21 protein-coding genes are annotated in these 17191 nt (G+C 41.0%); 6 read left to right on the top strand and 15 right to left on the bottom strand.

What is annotated here, in order from left to right:
• Positions 1–64: 64 nt before the first annotated feature.
• Genes efp through nusB form a run of 3 tightly spaced genes read left to right on the top strand, consistent with a single transcriptional unit; the run spans position 65 to position 1454 of the window.
• Complete coding sequence (gene efp / locus HMPREF1117_RS06900) at positions 65–625, top strand: elongation factor P (protein ID WP_000568643.1); 561 nt, start codon at positions 65–67, stop codon at positions 623–625.
• A gap of 21 nt (positions 626–646) precedes the next feature.
• Positions 647–1036 (top strand): Asp23/Gls24 family envelope stress response protein, encoded by a 390-nt coding sequence (locus HMPREF1117_RS06895; RefSeq protein ID WP_000510578.1) that lies wholly within the window; start codon positions 647–649, stop codon positions 1034–1036.
• Positions 1029–1454, top strand: a complete 426-nt coding sequence (gene nusB / locus HMPREF1117_RS06890; RefSeq protein WP_000203633.1) for a transcription antitermination factor NusB — start codon at positions 1029–1031, stop codon at positions 1452–1454. Before HMPREF1117_RS06895 ends, nusB begins: the two co-directional genes overlap by 8 nt.
• Positions 1455–1567: 113 nt before the next feature.
• Here nusB and HMPREF1117_RS06885 read toward each other — a convergent pair whose 3' ends face one another.
• The 13 genes from HMPREF1117_RS06885 to HMPREF1117_RS06825 all read right to left on the bottom strand — a co-directional run bounded on the left by HMPREF1117_RS06885 (position 1568) and on the right by HMPREF1117_RS06825 (position 12126).
• Positions 1568–2335, bottom strand: a complete 768-nt coding sequence (locus HMPREF1117_RS06885; protein WP_001017404.1) for an acetyl-CoA carboxylase carboxyl transferase subunit alpha — start codon at positions 2333–2335, stop codon at positions 1568–1570.
• Positions 2332–3198, bottom strand: a complete 867-nt coding sequence (gene accD / locus HMPREF1117_RS06880) for an acetyl-CoA carboxylase, carboxyltransferase subunit beta (RefSeq protein WP_001173349.1) — start codon at positions 3196–3198, stop codon at positions 2332–2334. The genes HMPREF1117_RS06885 and accD overlap by 4 nt, the downstream gene beginning before the upstream one ends.
• Positions 3199–3234: 36 nt before the next feature.
• Positions 3235–4602: an acetyl-CoA carboxylase biotin carboxylase subunit gene (gene accC / locus HMPREF1117_RS06875; RefSeq protein WP_000488673.1), complete on the bottom strand. Its 1368-nt coding sequence runs from the start codon at positions 4600–4602 to the stop codon at positions 3235–3237.
• 11 nt (positions 4603–4613) lie between these two features.
• On the bottom strand, positions 4614–5036 hold the full coding sequence (fabZ, locus tag HMPREF1117_RS06870; protein ID WP_000565513.1) for a 3-hydroxyacyl-ACP dehydratase FabZ: 423 nt from the start codon (positions 5034–5036) through the stop codon (positions 4614–4616).
• Positions 5033–5518 carry an acetyl-CoA carboxylase biotin carboxyl carrier protein gene (gene accB / locus HMPREF1117_RS06865; protein WP_001052239.1) on the bottom strand — a complete coding sequence of 162 codons (486 nt, stop codon included), beginning with the start codon at positions 5516–5518 and terminating at the stop codon, positions 5033–5035. Before accB ends, fabZ begins: the two co-directional genes overlap by 4 nt.
• A gap of 2 nt (positions 5519–5520) precedes the next feature.
• Entirely contained in the window at positions 5521–6756 is a 1236-nt protein-coding gene (gene fabF / locus HMPREF1117_RS06860) for a beta-ketoacyl-ACP synthase II (RefSeq protein WP_000774057.1), read from the bottom strand.
• A gap of 20 nt (positions 6757–6776) precedes the next feature.
• Positions 6777–7508, bottom strand: a complete 732-nt coding sequence (gene fabG / locus HMPREF1117_RS06855) for a 3-oxoacyl-[acyl-carrier-protein] reductase (protein ID WP_001176109.1) — start codon at positions 7506–7508, stop codon at positions 6777–6779.
• 43 nt (positions 7509–7551) lie between these two features.
• Positions 7552–8475 (bottom strand): ACP S-malonyltransferase, encoded by a 924-nt coding sequence (fabD, locus tag HMPREF1117_RS06850; protein WP_000167618.1) that lies wholly within the window; start codon positions 8473–8475, stop codon positions 7552–7554.
• Complete coding sequence (gene fabK, locus HMPREF1117_RS06845) at positions 8468–9487, bottom strand: enoyl-[acyl-carrier-protein] reductase FabK (protein ID WP_196793360.1); 1020 nt, start codon at positions 9485–9487, stop codon at positions 8468–8470. Before fabK ends, fabD begins: the two co-directional genes overlap by 8 nt.
• A 70-nt stretch (positions 9488–9557) precedes the next feature.
• The gene (locus tag HMPREF1117_RS06840; RefSeq protein ID WP_000257840.1) at positions 9558–9782 is read right to left on the bottom strand and encodes an acyl carrier protein; all 225 of its coding nucleotides are present in this window, start codon (positions 9780–9782) and stop codon (positions 9558–9560) included.
• A 57-nt stretch (positions 9783–9839) separates the two neighbouring features.
• Positions 9840–10814, bottom strand: coding sequence for a beta-ketoacyl-ACP synthase III (locus HMPREF1117_RS06835; protein ID WP_000852940.1), 975 nt, complete (start codon positions 10812–10814; stop codon positions 9840–9842).
• A complete protein-coding gene (fabT, locus tag HMPREF1117_RS06830; RefSeq protein ID WP_000386360.1) occupies positions 10814–11248 on the bottom strand; it encodes a fatty acid biosynthesis transcriptional regulator FabT in 435 nt (144 codons plus the stop codon). Before fabT ends, HMPREF1117_RS06835 begins: the two co-directional genes overlap by 1 nt.
• 92 nt (positions 11249–11340) lie before the next feature.
• The gene (locus tag HMPREF1117_RS06825) at positions 11341–12126 is read right to left on the bottom strand and encodes an enoyl-CoA hydratase (RefSeq protein ID WP_000400058.1); all 786 of its coding nucleotides are present in this window, start codon (positions 12124–12126) and stop codon (positions 11341–11343) included.
• A 206-nt stretch (positions 12127–12332) separates the two neighbouring features.
• Here HMPREF1117_RS06825 and HMPREF1117_RS06820 point away from each other — a divergent pair, with 206 nt between their 5' ends.
• The 3 genes from HMPREF1117_RS06820 to serS all read left to right on the top strand — a co-directional run bounded on the left by HMPREF1117_RS06820 (position 12333) and on the right by serS (position 15561).
• A complete protein-coding gene (locus tag HMPREF1117_RS06820; protein WP_000869656.1) occupies positions 12333–13697 on the top strand; it encodes an aspartate kinase in 1365 nt (454 codons plus the stop codon).
• Positions 13698–13699: 2 nt separating this feature from the next.
• Positions 13700–14071 (top strand): DUF956 family protein, encoded by a 372-nt coding sequence (locus HMPREF1117_RS06815; protein WP_000250839.1) that lies wholly within the window; start codon positions 13700–13702, stop codon positions 14069–14071.
• Between the two features lie 215 nt (positions 14072–14286).
• A complete protein-coding gene (gene serS / locus HMPREF1117_RS06810; RefSeq protein WP_000884219.1) occupies positions 14287–15561 on the top strand; it encodes a serine--tRNA ligase in 1275 nt (424 codons plus the stop codon).
• A 24-nt stretch (positions 15562–15585) separates the two neighbouring features.
• Here the strand turns inward: serS and HMPREF1117_RS06805 are convergent, their stop codons facing one another.
• Together HMPREF1117_RS06805 and HMPREF1117_RS06800 are read right to left on the bottom strand one after the other, a co-directional pair.
• Positions 15586–16485 carry a TDT family transporter gene (locus HMPREF1117_RS06805; RefSeq protein WP_000735949.1) on the bottom strand — a complete coding sequence of 300 codons (900 nt, stop codon included), beginning with the start codon at positions 16483–16485 and terminating at the stop codon, positions 15586–15588.
• Positions 16486–16593: 108 nt separating this feature from the next.
• Positions 16594–17142, bottom strand: a complete 549-nt coding sequence (locus HMPREF1117_RS06800; protein WP_000206768.1) for a carboxymuconolactone decarboxylase family protein — start codon at positions 17140–17142, stop codon at positions 16594–16596.
• Between the last annotated feature and the right edge of the window lie 49 nt (positions 17143–17191).

Below are 17191 nucleotides of genomic sequence, written 5' to 3'. Positions count from 1 at the left end.
CTTTCTTTTTAACTCATTTTGTGGTAAAATAAGGAGTAATAATATTTATTAAAGAGGTAAAAACATGATTGAAGCAAGCAAATTGAAAGCTGGTATGACATTTGAAACTGCAGACGGAAAATTGATCCGTGTTTTGGAAGCTAGCCACCACAAACCAGGTAAAGGGAACACAATCATGCGTATGAAATTACGTGATGTCCGTACTGGTTCTACTTTTGACACAAGCTACCGTCCAGAAGAAAAATTCGAACAAGCTATTATCGAAACTGTTCCAGCTCAATACTTGTACAAGATGGATGAAACTGCCTACTTCATGAATACTGAAACTTACGACCAATACGAAATTCCAGTCGTAAATGTTGAAAATGAATTGCTTTACATCCTTGAAAACTCTGATGTTAAAATCCAATTCTACGGAACTGAAGTGATCGGTGTAACTGTACCTACTACTGTTGAGTTGACAGTTGCTGAAACACAACCATCTATCAAAGGTGCTACTGTTACAGGTTCTGGTAAACCAGCAACTATGGAAACTGGACTTGTTGTCAACGTTCCAGACTTCATCGAAGCTGGACAAAAATTGATCATCAACACTGCAGAAGGAACTTACGTTTCTCGTGCCTAATCTCTAGAAAGAGGTCATTCTATGGGAATTGAAGAACAGTTTGGCGAAATCGTTATCGCTCCACGTGTACTTGAAAAAATTATTGCTATCGCTACTGCTAAGGTAGAAGGTGTCCATTCATTTTCAAACAAATCTGTATCTGACACCCTCTCAAAACTTTCACTTGGCCGTGGTGTTTACCTTAAAAACACTGAAGAAGACTTAACAGCTGACATCTATCTTTACCTTGAGTATGGTGTCAAAGTGCCTAAAGTCGCTGTAGCCATTCAAAAAGCAGTCAAAGATGCAGTTCGTGATATGGCTGATGTAGAGCTCACTGCTATCAACATTCATGTTACAGGAATCGTACCAGATAAAACACCAAAACCAGAGTTGAAAGACTTATTTAACGAGGACTTCCTCAATGACTAGTCCACTATTAGAATCTAGACGTGAACTTCGTAAATGTGCTTTTCAGGCACTCATGAGTCTTGAATTCGGCACTGATATTGAAACGGCTTGTCATTTTGCCTACACACATGATCGTGAAGATACGGATGTGCAAGTCCCTGCCTTTCTAAGAGACTTGGTGTCTGGTATCCAAACTCACAAAACAGAGTTGGATAAACAAATCAATCAGCACCTCAGGTCTGGTTGGACTGTTGAACGCTTAACCTTGGTCGAAAAGAATTTACTGCGTTTGGGAATCTTTGAAATCACTTCATTTGATACTCCTCAACTTGTCGCTGTAAATGAAGCCATTGAGCTTGCAAAGAACTTCTCAGATCAAAAGTCTGCCCGTTTTATCAATGGACTGCTTAGTCAGTTTGTAACAGAAGAAAGTAAATAATCTAAAAGGTGTTTGGTCCTTATCAGGCACCTTTTGTTTTCGACACTCAGTTAGAATCAAATAAAAACTAGAGCTGATTATCAACTCTAGTTTTTATGTATTCTTTTGAAGAACTAGTATTTTCTAAATCGTTGGTAGCGATTTTCTAGTAATTGTTCCAAGGGCAACTGAGCTAATCTGGTCAATTCCGTTTGAATCTCTCCTTTAACCTTTTGAATCAATTCTTTACTAGAAAGCCCTGTTTCAGAAATCACCTTATCAACAATTTCCATTTCTAGCAATTCATGTGAGGTAATCTTCATCAATTCCGCAGCTTCCATAGCACGACTACCATCCTTCCATAGGATAGATGCGAAACCTTCTGGACTGAGAATAGCATAAATAGAGTTTTCCAGCATCCAGACACGATCAGCAACTGCTAGAGCCAAAGCCCCTCCTGAACCACCTTCACCAATAATGATGGCAATTATAGGAACTTTCAGATCACTCATTTCCATAAGATTGCGGGCAATTGCTTCACCTTGACCGCGTTCTTCAGCTCCCACACCTGGATAGGCACCAGCAGTGTTGATAAAGGTCACAACTGGGCGACCAAATTTTTCAGCCTGTTTCATCAAACGCAAGGCCTTGCGGTAGCCTTCTGGATGCGGTTGTCCAAAATTCCGTTTGAGGTTGTCTTGCAAACTCTTGCCTTTTTGGATACCAACCACGGTTACAGCTTGCTCTCCAAGCCAGCCGATACCACCAACAACCGCGCCATCATCTCGAAAAGATCTATCGCCATGCAATTCAATAAATTCATCAAAAATGCTTGTTGCAAAATCCAAGGTTGTCAATCGGCTCTGTTCACGCGCTTCTCTGACTATTTTTGCTATATTCATCTTGGACTACCTCCGTGTAATCTGACCAAACGAGCGATTATATCTGGTAGTTCTCTTCTCTTGACAATAGCATCTACAAATCCATGTTCAAGCAGGAATTCTGCCTTTTGGAAATCATCTGGCAAGGTTTCACGAACCGTATTTTCAATAACCCTGCGCCCAGCAAAGCCAACCAAACTCTGTGGTTCAGCCAAAATAATATCTCCTTCCATAGCGAAGGAAGCTGTCACACCACCTGTCGTTGGATCTGTCAAAATGGTCAGGTAAAAGAGGCCAGCATTTGAATGACGTTTAACTGCTGCAGAAATCTTAGCCATTTGCATGAGACTCATGATTCCCTCCTGCATACGAGCTCCACCAGAAGCTGTGAAGAGAACAACTGGCAACTGTTCAACCGTCGCATATTCAAACAAGCGAGTGATTTTCTCGCCAACAACTGTACCCATAGAAGCCATGATAAAGTTGGAATCCATAATCCCAAGAGCCACAGTCTGACCTTTAATAAGAGCAGTTCCTGTCACAACGGCTTCATCCAGACCTGTTTTTTCACGCATAGTTGCTAGTTTCTTTTGATATCCAGGGAAATTTAGGGGATCCTTGCTTTCAATCCCTGTAAATAATTCCTTAAAGGTTCCCGTATCAATCGTCAAAGCCAAGCGTTCTTGGGCAGAAATACGAAAGGTATAACTACACTGTGGGCAAATACGGTCACTTCCCAAATCTTTCTGATAGATGGTGTGTTTACAACTCGGACATTTGGAAAATAGTTCATCTGGAACCTCTGGTTTAGCTTGAGGTTTTTCCCTCACCGAACGATTGGGGTTGATTCGAATATACTTATCTTTTTTACTAAATAGAGCCATTGATTCCCCTTTTTGGTTTAAACTCTTGAAGTCATTTTATTCTTTTTCTTGATATTTAGGTAAGAAGGTTTCCATCAAGAAGGAAGTGTCATAATCTCCAGCAATAACATGGCGATCTGAAATGAGGTCAAGCTGGAAGTCCGCATTAGTCTGTACTCCCTCAATCTCTAATTCATAAAGGGCTCGTTGCATTTTCATCAAGGCATCGAAACGATTCTCTCCATGAACGATGACTTTGGCAATCATACTATCATAATAGGGGGGAATGGTATAGCCTGGATAAACTGCTGAATCCACGCGCAAGCCAACACCTCCACTTGGAAGATAGAGATTGGTAATCTTACCTGGACTTGGAGCAAAGTTGAAGGTTGGGTTTTCTGCATTGATACGACATTCAATAGCATGACCTCGTAGAACAATATCTTCTTGCTTAAGAGACAAGGGTTGACCTGCCGCAATGCGAATCTGTTCCTTAACGATATCCACACCTGAAACAAATTCTGTTACTGGATGTTCTACTTGTACACGAGTATTCATCTCCATAAAATAGAATTTACCGCTAGCTTCATCAAGGAGAAACTCAATGGTCCCTGCATTCTCGTAGCCAACAGACTCTGCCGCTCGAACAGCAGCAGCACCGATTTCATGGCGTAATGTTTTCCCGATTGCAATCGAAGGACTTTCTTCCAAAACCTTTTGGTTATTCCGTTGAAGAGAACAATCCCGTTCACCCAAGTGAATCACATGTCCATGCTCATCTCCTAGGATTTGAACCTCAATATGGCGAGCTGGATAAATAACCCGCTCTATGTACATAGCACCATTACCATAGTTAGCCTTGGCTTCACTTGAAGCAGTATCAAAGGCGGAAACGAGGTCTTCTGGTTTTTCAACCTTACGAATCCCTTTACCACCACCACCTGCTGAAGCCTTGAGCATAACAGGATAACCAATTTTTTCAGCAACCAGAAGAGCTTCTTCTGAGTCATGTACTTCTCCATCTGAACCTGGAATGACAGGCACACCTGCTTTAATCATCTGAGCACGTGCATTGATCTTATCCCCCATCATATCCATGACATGACCAGATGGACCGATAAACTTAATCCCCACCTCTTCACACATAGTAGCAAATTTGGAATTTTCACTGAGAAATCCAAAACCTGGGTGAATGGCTTCTGCCTCAGTCAAAACTGCAGCTGATAGAACCGCATTTATATTGAGATAAGACTCTGTTGCCTTACCAGGGCCGATACAAACTGCTTCATCTGCCAAAAGCGTATGAAGAGCTTCCTTATCAGCAGTTGAATAAACCGCCACCGTCGCAATCCCCAATTCACGCGCCGCACGGATAATTCGAACCGCAATTTCACCACGATTGGCAATTAAAATTTTTCGAAACATGGAGAACCTCCTTAGCTCCCGATTGCAAAGGTTAAGGTGCCACTTGCTGCAAGCTTGCCACCCACTTCAGCCTTTGCTTCAACCACGGCAATGCTACCGCGACGTTTGACAAAGGTGGCCGTCATAACTAATTGATCGCCTGGTACAACTTGCTTCTTGAACTTAACCTTATCCATACCAGCGTAAAAGACCAGTTTTCCTTTATTTTCAGGTTTTGACAACTCCAAGACACCAGCTGTTTGCGCCAATGCTTCCATGATCAGAACACCTGGCATGACAGGGTATTGAGGAAAATGACCGTTGAAGAAGGGCTCGTTAATGGTCACATTTTTGATAGCAACAATAGTATCCTCGCTCACTTCCAAGACACGGTCTACTAGGAGCATAGGGTAACGGTGGGGTAGAGCCTCTTTGATTCCTTGAATATCAATCATTTGATACGTACCAATCCTTTACCAAACTCTACCATTTCTTCGTTAGAAACGAGAATTTCTGTTACCACACCATCCTTAGGAGCTGGGATCTCATTCATGACTTTCATGGCTTCAATAATAACCAAAGTTTGGCCTTTCTTGACACTATCTCCAACTGTAACAAAAGCTGGTTTATCAGGTCCTGCAGCTAGGTAAGCCACCCCAACAAGTGGACTTTCCAGAATATCCCCCTCAGGAGCTACACTTGTTTCAGCTGGCGTCGAAATTTCTTCCACTGCAGTTTCTGCTGGAACAGATACAGGAGCTACTGGACTTGGTGTTGCTAGAACGGGTGCTGAAGCGACTGGAGCTGCAACTTCAGGCACAAGTCTAGCTTCATTCTTGCTAAACTGCAACTCATCCGTTCCATTTTTATAAGAAAATTCTCTCAAACTTGATTGGTCAAATTGGGACATCAAGTCTTTAATATCGTTTAAATTCATCGTTATTTACTCTCCCAACGTTTGAAAGCAAGAACTGCATTGTGGCCACCAAAACCAAAAGTATTTGAAATAGCGTATGGAATTTCTTGCTCCAAGCCTTGTCCATAAACGACATTGGCTTCGATATAGTCTGATACTTCACTTGTTCCAGCTGTCATTGGAACATAGTTATGGCGCATAGCCTCAATTGTGGCAATGGCTTCCACCGCACCTGCTGCACCAAGTAAATGTCCTGTAAAGGACTTGGTTGAGGAGATAGGAACTTCCTTGCCAAGAACCGCAACAACTGCTCCGCTTTCTCCCTTTTCATTAGCAGGAGTCGATGTTCCGTGGGCATTGACATAGGCTACTTGTTCTGGTGCAATCTCTGCTTCTTCTAAAGCTAGTTTGATGGCCTTGATAGCTCCCTGACCTTCTGGATGTGGGGAAGTCATATGATAGGCATCACAAGTGTTTCCGTAACCAACCACTTCAGCCAAGATAGTAGCTCCACGTTTTTCAGCATGTTCAAGACTTTCAAGAACCAACATTCCTGAACCTTCTCCCATGACAAACCCATTACGATCCTTGTCAAATGGGATTGAAGCTCGGCTTGGATCCTCTGTAGTAGAGAGAGCTGTCAGAGCTTGGAAACCAGCAATCGCAAAAGGTGTAATAGAGGCTTCTGAACCACCTACTAACATCACATCTTGGAATCCAAACTTGATGGAGCGGAAAGCATCTCCAATTGCATCATTTGATGAAGCACAGGCAGTATTGATGGATTTACAAATACCATTTGCTCCAAAACGCATAGCAACATTACCTGAAGCCATATTCGGTAGTGCCTTAGGAAGAGTCAATGGTTTCAGACGTTTCGGTCCCTTTTCATGAAGACGAAGAATTTGATCTTCAATTTCCTTGATTCCCCCAATCCCTGATGCAACAATAACACCAAAACGATCCTTGTCAAGAGCCTCTACATCAAGATTGGCATGATTTACCGCTTCTTGAGCAGCATACAAGGCATATAAGGAATAATAATCAAAACGGTTGGTATCTTTTTTTACAAAGTATTTATCAAAAGGAAAGTCTTGAATCTCTGCAGCAATATGGACATCAAAGTCACTATGATCAAATTTAGTAATTTCACCGATTCCAATTTTCCCAGTTGCCAAACTATTCCAAAATTCTTCTGGTGTATTTCCGATTGGAGATGTTACTCCATAACCAGTTACAACTACACGATTTAGTTTCATCTTTTCACCTCTAGCTTTCGCTACATACTTAAGCCACCATCAATGGCAACTACTTGGCCAGTAAGATAATCTTGGCCTGCTAAAAATACTGTTAAATCTGCAACCTGCTCTGCCTGCCCAAATTCTTTCATAGGAATTTGCGCTAACATAACCTCTTTTACTTTATCTGATAACACAGCTGTCATGTCCGACTGGATCATACCAGGTGCGATTGCATTGACCCTGACATTGCGATTAGCAACCTCACGCGCGACAGACTTGGTAAAACCAATCAAACCAGCCTTTGAAGCTGCATAGTTTGCTTGACCAACATTCCCCATCAAACCTACAACACTGGACATATTAATGATTGCACCTTCTCTGGCTTTCATCATCTGCTTCAAGACAGCCTGTGTCATATTAAAGGCACCGGTCAAGTTGACCTTAAGAACCTTTTCAAAATCTTCCTCAGTCATCTTGAGCATAAGGGTATCTTTGGTAATCCCTGCATTATTGACCAAAACATCTACTGAACCCAGCTCTGCAATAGCTTCTTCAACCATACGCTTAGCGTCTGCAAAATCGGACACATCTCCAGAGATGGGAACCACCTTAACCCCATAATCTCTAAATTCTGCCAACAAGTTCTCAGAGATGGGACTACGACTATTTAAAACGATATTGGCTCCTGCTTGAGCAAATTTGTGGGCAACGGCTAGTCCGATTCCACGACTCGATCCCGTAATCAGTACATTTTTATCTTTTAGTTGCATTCTTTTTGTTTCCTCTTTTCTCTTCTGGTTATAGGAGAATAGGTTAGTTATTTGCTAGTAAGACTTCTAGGCTAGCTTTATCTTCAATATTGGCAAGTTTAGCTGTTTTATCGATTTTTTTAACAAAACCTGATAAAACTTTTCCCGGACCAATTTCAATAAAGTTGGTCACACCAGCCTCTTGCATAACTGCGATACTTTCATAGAAGCGAACCGGTTCCTTGACCTGACGTGTCAAAAGGGGAACAATTTCTTCTTTTTTCATGACTCTTGCTTCTGTATTTCCGACTAAGGAACACGTAAAGTCTGAAAAGTTTACTTGAGATAAGGCTTCAGCTAATTTCTGGCTAGCGGACTCAAGAAGAGCTGTATGGAAGGGACCAGAGACATTTAAAGGAATCAAGCGTTTCGCACCTGCTTCTTGCAAAAGTTGGACTGCATGGTCCACCGTAGCAACCTCTCCACCGATCACAATTTGTGTGGGTGTGTTGTAATTCGCTGGTGCCACAATTCCAAGCTTAGATGCTTTTTTACAAGCTTCTTCAATAACTTCTATCGGTGTATTAAGAACCGCTACCATCTTACCAGAGCCAGCCGGAGCAGCTTCCTCCATATAAGCACCTCGTTTGGCTACCAAGTCTACCGCATCTTCAAACTCCAAGGCTCCACTAGCTACCAAGGCTGAGTATTCTCCTAGAGATAGGCCAGCTACCATATCAGGTTCATGTCCCTTTTCTAAAAGCAAACGATAGATAGCAACAGAAGTCGCTAAAATAGCTGGTTGCGTATAACGAGTTTGATTGAGCTTTTCTTCATCTGTATCGATGAGTTGTCTCAAATCATATCCTAGCACCCGACTTGCTTGGTCAATTGTTTCTTTAACGATAGGATAGTAATCATAAAGGTCTCGTGCCATCCCAAGATATTGGGCTCCTTGCCCGGCAAATAAAAAGGCTGTTTTAGTCATTTCTTACAACTCCTGCCCAACGAGAGGCTTCTTCTTGAATTTTCTTAGCTGCTCCATAGTACAAATCTTTTAGGATTTCTTCAACCGTTTCTTCTTTAGAAACGAGACCTGCAATTTGACCGGCCATAACAGAACCACCGTCCACATCTCCATGTACAACTGCTTTTGCTAAGGCTCCTGCACCCATTTGTTCAAAAATTTCGAGATCTGGATTTTCCTGTTTAAAGGCATCTTTCTCAGCCTGCTCAAAATCACGAGTCAACTGATTTTTAATAGCACGAACAGCATGCCCAAAGTGTTGAGCTGAAATTGTAGTATCAATATCTCTGGCTTTTAAAATTTTAGCCTTGTAATTTGGATGGGCATTGGACTCTTTTGCGACTACAAAACGTGTCCCTACTTGTATTGCTTCAGCACCTAGCATAAAGCCTGCAGCTGCACCTTCACCATCTGCAATTCCTCCAGCTGCAATGACAGGAATAGAAACAGCTGCAGCTACTTGGCTGACTAAGGTCATGGTCGTTAATTTCCCAATATGACCCCCAGCTTCCATACCTTCAGCAATAACGGCATCCGCACCAATTTTTTCCATACGTTTAGCTAGGGCAACACTTGGTACAACTGGAATAACCGTGATACCAGCAGCATGAAAACGTTCCATGTACTTACTTGGATTTCCTGCTCCTGTTGTCACTACTTTAACACCTTCCTCTATAACGAGGTCTACAATATCTTCCACAAAGGGAGACAAGAGCATGATATTGACACCAAAGGGTTTATCAGTCAATGATTTGATTTTATCAATATTTGCCTTGACAACTTCTTTAGGGGCATTCCCCCCACCGATAATCCCTAGTCCTCCAGCCTTGGAAACAGCCCCTGCCAAATCACCATCAGCAACCCAAGCCATTCCACCTTGGAAAATAGGATAATCAATATTTAATAATTCTGTAATACGTGTTTTCATAGTGCCTCCATCTGACTTGCTTACGTAATAGTTTGATATTATCATAATTTGAAAATCAAACTATTACCTAAACAAGAGGGAGCGGGTTTCCCTACTCCTTCTAATCATATTCTGTTTATTTTGTTTGTTCTTCAACATAGGCAACTAGGTCACCTACTGTTTTCAAGTTATCTTCTGCTTCGATTTGGATATCAAAAGCATCTTCAATTTCAGAGATTACTTGGAACAAGTCCAATGAATCTGCATCTAAGTCATCAAAAGTAGATTCAAGTGTTACTTCTGATGCATCTTTCCCAAGTTCTTCAACAATAATTTCTTGTACTTTTTCAAATACTGCCATGATAGACTCCTTTAAAATAAATAGTTTTTTATAAAAATGTGTTTACCACATTGTTACCTAAATTGTAAGAATGAGTGTGCCCCAAGTCAGACCCCCACCGAAGCCTGATAACAGAATCGTTTGGCTCCCATCCAAATGGATCAAATCTTTTTCCACACACTCAGAAAGTAGAATCGGGATACTTGCAGCGCTCGTATTTCCATACTCCATCATATTAGCTGGAAGTTTTTCTCGGTCTACACCAATTTTTTTAGCCATTTTGTCCAAAATACGGATATTGGCTTGATGGAGTAGAAGATAATCTAAGTCTCTTGCCTCAATAGACGAAACTCCTATTGTCTCTTTGATAGACTTGGCAACATCTCGAATAGCAAAATCAAAGACCGCACGACCATCCATCTTCAAAAATGAATCTGCATTTTCTTGATCTGAAAATGGAGAATTCAAACCCGAATGCCCGTAAGTCAGACACTCACTCCGACTTCCATCACTATTGAGACTCTCAGCCAAGAAATGAGGGATTTCATTAGATTCTATTAAGACACCACCTGCGCCATCTCCAAACAAAACAGCTGTTGATCGGTCTGACCAATCGACTGCTTTAGAGAGGGTTTCACTACCAATCACCAAGCCTTTTTGAAAGCGGTCAGAAGAGATGAACTTCTCAGCAGTCGATAAGGCAAAAACAAATCCACTACAAGCAGCTGTAAGGTCAAAAGCAAATGCCTTTTTGGCACCGATATTGGCTTGAACACGCGCAGCTGTAGATGGCATCATAGAATCCGGAGTAATAGTAGCTAAGATAATAAAATCTAGATCCTCTCCTCTAATTCCAGCTTGTTTTAGCAGTTTCTTAGCAACCTCCGTCGCTAAGTCGCTAGTTGACTCTGTCCTTGAAATATGCCTTTGTTTAATTCCTGTTCGACTTGAGATCCACTCATCATTGGTATCCATTATCTGAGCCAAGTCATCATTTGTGACTACCTGCTCTGGCACATAATGAGCCACTTGGCTTATTTTCGCAAAAGCCATTATCTCAAATCCTCCAAAAATTGATAAAGATTGGTCAAGCCCTTGCTCATAACCTCCATCTCCTCAGGGCTCATACCGTCAATGATTTTTTCAACCATGGCCTTGTGGAAACGTTTATGGAGTCTATGAACCAAGCGCCCCTTTTTAGTCAAATGTAGATAAACAACACGACGATCCTGATCAGAACGAATACGCTCGATATAACCTTTTCTTTCTAGGTTATTTAAACTTGTTGTAACTGTCCCTAAGGTTACCATTAATTCTTTAGAAACCTTACTAGGTGTTACCTCTGGGAACTTCCCAATCACATCAATCGTATGCATTTCTTTGATAGAGATATCTCTGAAACGACTACCTCTCAAGCTAACTTCCTCAATAACAAGGACATTGTTAAAAATAGATGTTAAATATTCATTAATTCGTTGGTAGTCCAATTTTCTCCCCCCTTAATCAAAAAAACTTTTATTATCAAAACATTTGATAACGGAATTATATCAAACTACAAAGAATACTGCAAGTATTTTTTTCACTTTCCACTAAATTTAGGTCGTCTTCGTTCCGAGTGTGCTCGAACTCCTTCTTTAAAATCCTCTGTCTGGGCAAGGGTTGCTTGAAGATTTAGTTCCAGTCGAGCATAATCTTCCCAATCTTTAAATTGGCTCTCCCAAACCAACTTCTTAATTGCTGCATAAGAATTAGCTGCCCCACGTCTTAATTTTTTTAGAACTTGATCTCTAGTCTTTTCCAATGTAGTAGCATCACAAAGCTTATAAACAAGACCCCACTCTAAGGCTTTTTCTGCTGTCAAAGATTCTCCTGTCATTGCGAGCTGGGCAGCACGAGTGACACCGATGCTGCGACTCAATAAGTGAATGCCTCCAGCATCCGGGGCTAACCCTACTCCGACAAAAGCTTGAATGAATTTAGCTTTATCTGTAGCCAAACAGAAATCAGCCGCAACAGCCATATTGGCAGCTGCTCCAGCAACTGCACCATCTACCTCCATCAAAACTGGTTTAGGTATTTGTTTCATCTTATAAGAAATCGTATTAACCAATTCCGCAATTTTCGTTAATGAAGGAATATCATCCTCATCCACTGCACGTTTCATTTCAACCAAGTCACCACCAACTGAAAAAACTTTCCCATTAGCATTGATTAATATAAAATGTACAGCCGGATCCTCCTCTGCCAAGGATAGGGCTTCTAGAATCTCTTCACACATTGGAATATGAAAACCATTAGCGACCTCAGGCCGGTTTAACGTAATGATTGCTAAATCATTTTCAAAATGATAAATAATATGTTCCATCAGGACTCCTTTTTTCCTACGATAGTTAAATTATTTTATTATCAAAGTATATATTTTTAAAAAGTAGAAATCAAGTAAAAATAAACCAAATGTGTCTCATCCGAAAATAAGATTTGCTTTTTTCCGAATAATCATCGTATTTTCTTCATTGAAAAAAGCACCTCTTTCTGCTATAATCGTATAAAATACTTACTTGAGGAGCCCTTATGAAAGTTGTAAAATTTGGTGGAAGTTCTCTCGCTTCTGCTAGTCAATTAGAAAAAGTTTTAAACATTGTAAAAAGCGATCAGGAACGTCGTTTTGTGGTTGTTTCTGCACCCGGAAAACGCAATGCAGAGGATACAAAGGTTACCGATGCCTTAATCAAATATTATCGTGATTATGTAGCTGGAAACGATATTAGTAAAAGCCAGAACTGGATCATCGAACGCTATGCTGCTATGGTTAATGAACTAGGATTAAAGCCAGCTGTTTTAGAAAAAATTTCAAAAAGCATTCGTACCTTAGCAACACTACCTATTGAAGAGAATGAATTTCTCTACGATACTTTCCTTGCAGCTGGAGAAAACAACAATGCCAAGCTCATTGCTGCCTACTTTAACCAAAATGGCCTAGATGCGCGTTATGTTCACCCAAGAGAAGCTGGTATTGTCGTAACGAGTGAACCAGGGAATGCTCGTATTATTCCATCAAGCTATGATAAGATTGAAGAATTAACAAATAGTACTGAAGTCCTTGTCATTCCTGGTTTCTTTGGTGTAACTAAAGAAAATCAAATCTGTACCTTCTCACGTGGGGGATCAGACATTACAGGATCTATCATTGCCGCAGGTGTCAAGGCCGATCTCTACGAAAACTTTACAGATGTTGATGGTATCTTTGCAGCTCATCCTGGTATCATCCACCAACCACACTCTATCCCAGAATTAACATACCGTGAAATGCGTGAATTGGCCTACGCAGGATTCTCTGTCCTTCATGACGAAGCCCTGCTTCCTGCCTATCGTGGGAAAATTCCACTTGTTATCAAAAATACCAATAATCCTGAACATCCAGGTACTCGTATCCTTCTTAAACATACTAACGATAAATTCCCAGTAGTCGGAATTGCTGGTGACTCTGGTTTTGTTAGCATTAATATTTCTAAGTACCTAATGAACCGCGAAATTGGTTTTGGTAGAAAGGTTCTACAAATTCTTGAAGATCTCAATATCAGTTGGGAGCACATGCCAACAGGAATCGATGATTTGTCTATCATCCTTCGTTCTCGTGAATTAACTCCTATTAAAGAGGAGGAGATTCTTCGTCAGCTAGTTCAAAAGGCTGAAGTTGACCATGCTGAAATTGAACACGACCTCTCAATCATAATGATTGTAGGTGAAAAAATGAAGAGTCATATCGGAGTAACTGCCACTGCTACACGTGCTCTGTCTGAAAACAAGATCAACATACAGATGATGTCTCAGGGCTCTAGTGAAGTTTCTATTATGTTTGTTGTCAATAAAGATCAAGAAAAAGCAGCTATCAAAGCTCTCTACAATGCCTTTTTCGGTGAAAGTAAGGAAGACTAATCATGGTCCAATCTCTTAACAAAACAGTGCTACTCAATACAACAGGTACGTCCTACCTCTCTATAGCTGGAAAAGTTGGGAAATTCCTTGTCGGAGATCAGGCTTTAGAGTTTTACCCAGATGTCAATGTAGAACAATTTATCCAGATTCCTTGGAACCATATCAACCAGATTGGAGCCAATGTCACTGGTCGTAAAATCAGTCGCCACTTCGAAGTCTTCACAGATCGAGGAAAATTCCTCTTTGCATCAAAAGACTCAGGGGCTATTCTTAAAATTGCTCGTGAAAAGTTAGGAAATGACAAAGTTGTGAAACTACCAACATTGATCCAAACTATCTGTCAAAAATTTAAAAATCTATTTGCAAAAAAGTAGAAACTTTAGTATAATCAAAGCAACGGATAAGTAGGTTATCCTCTTCTTTCAGAAAGTCTGCGGGTGCTGTGAGCAGATAGGGGAGATAAGCGAAATTCTACCGTTGTCAACAATTCAATACACAATTAAGTGCACACCTGTGAAGTTGGATGGAACCGTGGCCCTGCCACTCCAACACTTTATCAGGTGTGCTTTTTTCATAAAAAGGAGTTCATATGTTAGATATCAAACGTATTCGTACGGACTTTGATGCTGTAGCTGAAAAATTAGCTACACGTGGTGTAGATGCTGCTATCTTGAATGAGATGAAAGAAATCGATGCTAAACGTCGTGACATCTTGGTCAAGGTTGAAACCCTCAAGGCAGAACGTAACACAGTTTCAGCTGAAATTGCCCAAGCTAAGCGCAACAAGGAAAATGCAGATGACAAGATTGCCGCTATGCAAACTCTATCTGCTGAGGTCAAAGCTTTGGACGCTGAATTGGCTGAAATCGATGCTAAATTAACAGAATTTACAACGACTCTTCCAAACATCCCTGCTGACAGCGTTCCTGTTGGAGCTGATGAAGATGACAATGTGGAAGTTCGCCGTTGGGGTACTCCACGTGAGTTTGACTTCGAGCCAAAAGCTCACTGGGACCTTGGTGAAGACCTTGATATTCTTGACTGGGAACGTGGAGCAAAAGTTACTGGTGCTCGCTTCCTCTTCTATAAAGGGCTTGGAGCTCGTCTAGAACGTGCTATCTACAACTTTATGCTAGATGAGCATGGAAAAGAAGGCTACACTGAAGTCATCACGCCTTACATAGTTAACCACGATTCAATGTTTGGAACTGGTCAATATCCAAAATTCAAGGAAGATACTTTTGAACTTAGCGATACCAACTTTGTCTTGATCCCAACTGCTGAAGTGCCTCTTACAAACTACTACCGCGATGAAATTCTTGATGGTAAGGATCTTCCAATCTACTTTACAGCTATGAGTCCTTCTTTCCGTTCTGAGGCTGGTTCAGCTGGTCGTGATACTCGTGGATTGATTCGTTTGCACCAATTCCACAAGGTTGAAATGGTGAAATTTGCCAAACCAGAAGAATCTTATGAAGAATTAGAAAAAATGACAGCTAACGCTGAAAATATCCTTCAAAAACTCAACCTTCCATACCGTGTCGTTGCCCTCTCAACTGGAGATATGGGCTTCTCAGCTGCTAAGACTTACGACTTGGAAGTTTGGATTCCAGCGCAAAATACTTACCGTGAAATCTCAAGCTGTTCAAATACGGAAGATTTCCAAGCTCGTCGTGCTCAAATCCGTTACCGTGACGAGGCTGATGGTAAAGTTAAACTTCTTCACACTTTGAACGGTTCTGGACTTGCTGTCGGACGTACAGTGGCTGCTATTCTTGAAAACTACCAAAATGCTGATGGTTCTGTTACTATTCCTGAAGTACTTCGTCCATACATGGGTGGTGCTGAAGTTATCAAACCATAAAAAATAAGGTTTAGCTATTTCTAGCTAGACCTTTTTTCGTAACCAAATCATATAAGCACCTAATACAAAGAGTAAATTAATTAAGCAAATAGCTGTTTCAGCCAGTACCAGATAATCTAAAATTGAAAGTTTCAAAATACCCTGAGCCATCTTAAGAGATGTTGCTGTGATAATAGTTGGGAAAGTGAGGGCTGAGAATGCTGGTTGAAAACCTTGTTCTAAAATATTGGGCAGGCGAGTCAAAACAAAGAAAAAGAAGGATTGGGAAGCCAAGATCATGACGATCAAGAGCCAAGTCGGTAGGCTTGCTCCTCCAACTCGAACCAGTGAGGCCAAGAGTAGAGAGAAAGGAGCACAATAGATTCCTTCTTGTCCCAAGAGTGCTGGAGGAAGAGGATTTTTTTGTAAATCCCTATAGATAAGGGGATAGAGACAAAAAGTCAAGAGAAAGCCAAAGATCAAGGCGCCATAAGCAATTTCTACAAGACCTACAACTGGATAAGTCAAAGTTGCTACTGCTATACCTACATATAGAACAGTCCAACTTGGTGTCGAATTGACCCGACGACCTGGACGGGCATAATTGACTGTAAAGTAAAGAATCAACGTCACATCTAAAAGAAAAGAAAACCACCAAAGTCCTTGTGCTAAAAGAGGAAAATGAGGGAACAGGCGTAGGACATAAGTCGATAAAATCATCCCAGCCATGGGAAAGGTGGCCATACCTGACAAAAGAGGCGGTTTGCTTAATTCCTGCTTGGTTTCTGACCAATTACTCAGATGAAGAATAAGAAAATAAACCCACAAAACCAAACCTGTCAGACTAAAGACATGTGACAAAAGTGGCCAAATATCTAAAATAAGATTTCCAGCTCCTGCCAAACCTAGCAAACAACCAGAAAATACCAAGGGGAGTTTTTTCATCCTAACCTCCAATAATCATGTTAGTTTCAGTATATCATAAAAGCGCTTAAATGAGGGGATAAAAAATGAAGTCCGATTATTTCAGACTTCATTTTACTCAGATATGAATTAAGCATAAGGTTGCAATTCTGGGTTAATTGGTGTATTGGCTAGATTGTTGGCATAGTTACAGAGACTTGCTAGGCTGACACCAAGAACCACATCCAAGGCATTTTGTTGAGTGTAGCCAGCTTCTAGAAACTCAGCTAGGGCTTCATCTCCTACACGACCCTTGGTATTGATAACTGCTAAGGTAAACTTAGCTAGGGTGTCCAATTTAGGATCTGTTTCAATTGGAGTACGATTGCGAAGGGCTTGAAGAAGGTCATCGTTCATCTGGATTTGTTTAATTGAAAAGGCTGTGTGACCTGCGACGCAGAAGGCACAACCATTTGTCACAGCTGCCGTGATTTGCACTACTTCGCGCTCAACAGGTGTCAGGCTGTTGCGACGGTTGATAGCTCCGACAGTACGGTAAGCCTCTAAAGCAGTTGGTGCATTAGCCAAGAGACCGATTAGGTTAGGAATATAGCCATTGTTATCTTTTTCTACTGTTTCAAGAACTTCTTTCACTTCTGCTGGTGCTGATTCTACTGTATGGATGGTAAATGTTGTCATTATAAAACCTCTTTTCATGTTGTTGAAACCTAGTCTATCACAGATTCTA

It is taken from the genome of Streptococcus sp. SK643, from assembly GCF_000259505.1.
Classification (GTDB): domain Bacteria; phylum Bacillota; class Bacilli; order Lactobacillales; family Streptococcaceae; genus Streptococcus.
Note: the sequence above shows the minus strand (reverse complement) of the source record. Positions and strands in the feature narration are given on the sequence as shown.

Coding starts and splice junctions, on each gene's coding strand:
- efp (WP_000568643.1), top strand. CDS start 65: ATGATTGAAGCAAGCAAATTGAAAGCTGGTATGACATTTGAAACTGCA.
- HMPREF1117_RS06895 (WP_000510578.1), top strand. CDS start 647: ATGGGAATTGAAGAACAGTTTGGCGAAATCGTTATCGCTCCACGTGTA.
- nusB (WP_000203633.1), top strand. CDS start 1,029: ATGACTAGTCCACTATTAGAATCTAGACGTGAACTTCGTAAATGTGCT.
- HMPREF1117_RS06885 (WP_001017404.1), bottom strand. CDS start 2,335: ATGAATATAGCAAAAATAGTCAGAGAAGCGCGTGAACAGAGCCGATTG.
- accD (WP_001173349.1), bottom strand. CDS start 3,198: ATGGCTCTATTTAGTAAAAAAGATAAGTATATTCGAATCAACCCCAAT.
- accC (WP_000488673.1), bottom strand. CDS start 4,602: ATGTTTCGAAAAATTTTAATTGCCAATCGTGGTGAAATTGCGGTTCGA.
- fabZ (WP_000565513.1), bottom strand. CDS start 5,036: ATGATTGATATTCAAGGAATCAAAGAGGCTCTACCCCACCGTTACCCT.
- accB (WP_001052239.1), bottom strand. CDS start 5,518: ATGAATTTAAACGATATTAAAGACTTGATGTCCCAATTTGACCAATCA.
- fabF (WP_000774057.1), bottom strand. CDS start 6,756: ATGAAACTAAATCGTGTAGTTGTAACTGGTTATGGAGTAACATCTCCA.
- fabG (WP_001176109.1), bottom strand. CDS start 7,508: ATGCAACTAAAAGATAAAAATGTACTGATTACGGGATCGAGTCGTGGA.
- fabD (WP_000167618.1), bottom strand. CDS start 8,475: ATGACTAAAACAGCCTTTTTATTTGCCGGGCAAGGAGCCCAATATCTT.
- fabK (WP_196793360.1), bottom strand. CDS start 9,487: ATGATAATATCAAACTATTACGTAAGCAAGTCAGATGGAGGCACTATG.
- HMPREF1117_RS06840 (WP_000257840.1), bottom strand. CDS start 9,782: ATGGCAGTATTTGAAAAAGTACAAGAAATTATTGTTGAAGAACTTGGG.
- HMPREF1117_RS06835 (WP_000852940.1), bottom strand. CDS start 10,814: ATGGCTTTTGCGAAAATAAGCCAAGTGGCTCATTATGTGCCAGAGCAG.
- HMPREF1117_RS06825 (WP_000400058.1), bottom strand. CDS start 12,126: ATGGAACATATTATTTATCATTTTGAAAATGATTTAGCAATCATTACG.
- HMPREF1117_RS06820 (WP_000869656.1), top strand. CDS start 12,333: ATGAAAGTTGTAAAATTTGGTGGAAGTTCTCTCGCTTCTGCTAGTCAA.
- HMPREF1117_RS06815 (WP_000250839.1), top strand. CDS start 13,700: ATGGTCCAATCTCTTAACAAAACAGTGCTACTCAATACAACAGGTACG.
- serS (WP_000884219.1), top strand. CDS start 14,287: ATGTTAGATATCAAACGTATTCGTACGGACTTTGATGCTGTAGCTGAA.
- HMPREF1117_RS06805 (WP_000735949.1), bottom strand. CDS start 16,485: ATGAAAAAACTCCCCTTGGTATTTTCTGGTTGTTTGCTAGGTTTGGCA.
- HMPREF1117_RS06800 (WP_000206768.1), bottom strand. CDS start 17,142: ATGACAACATTTACCATCCATACAGTAGAATCAGCACCAGCAGAAGTG.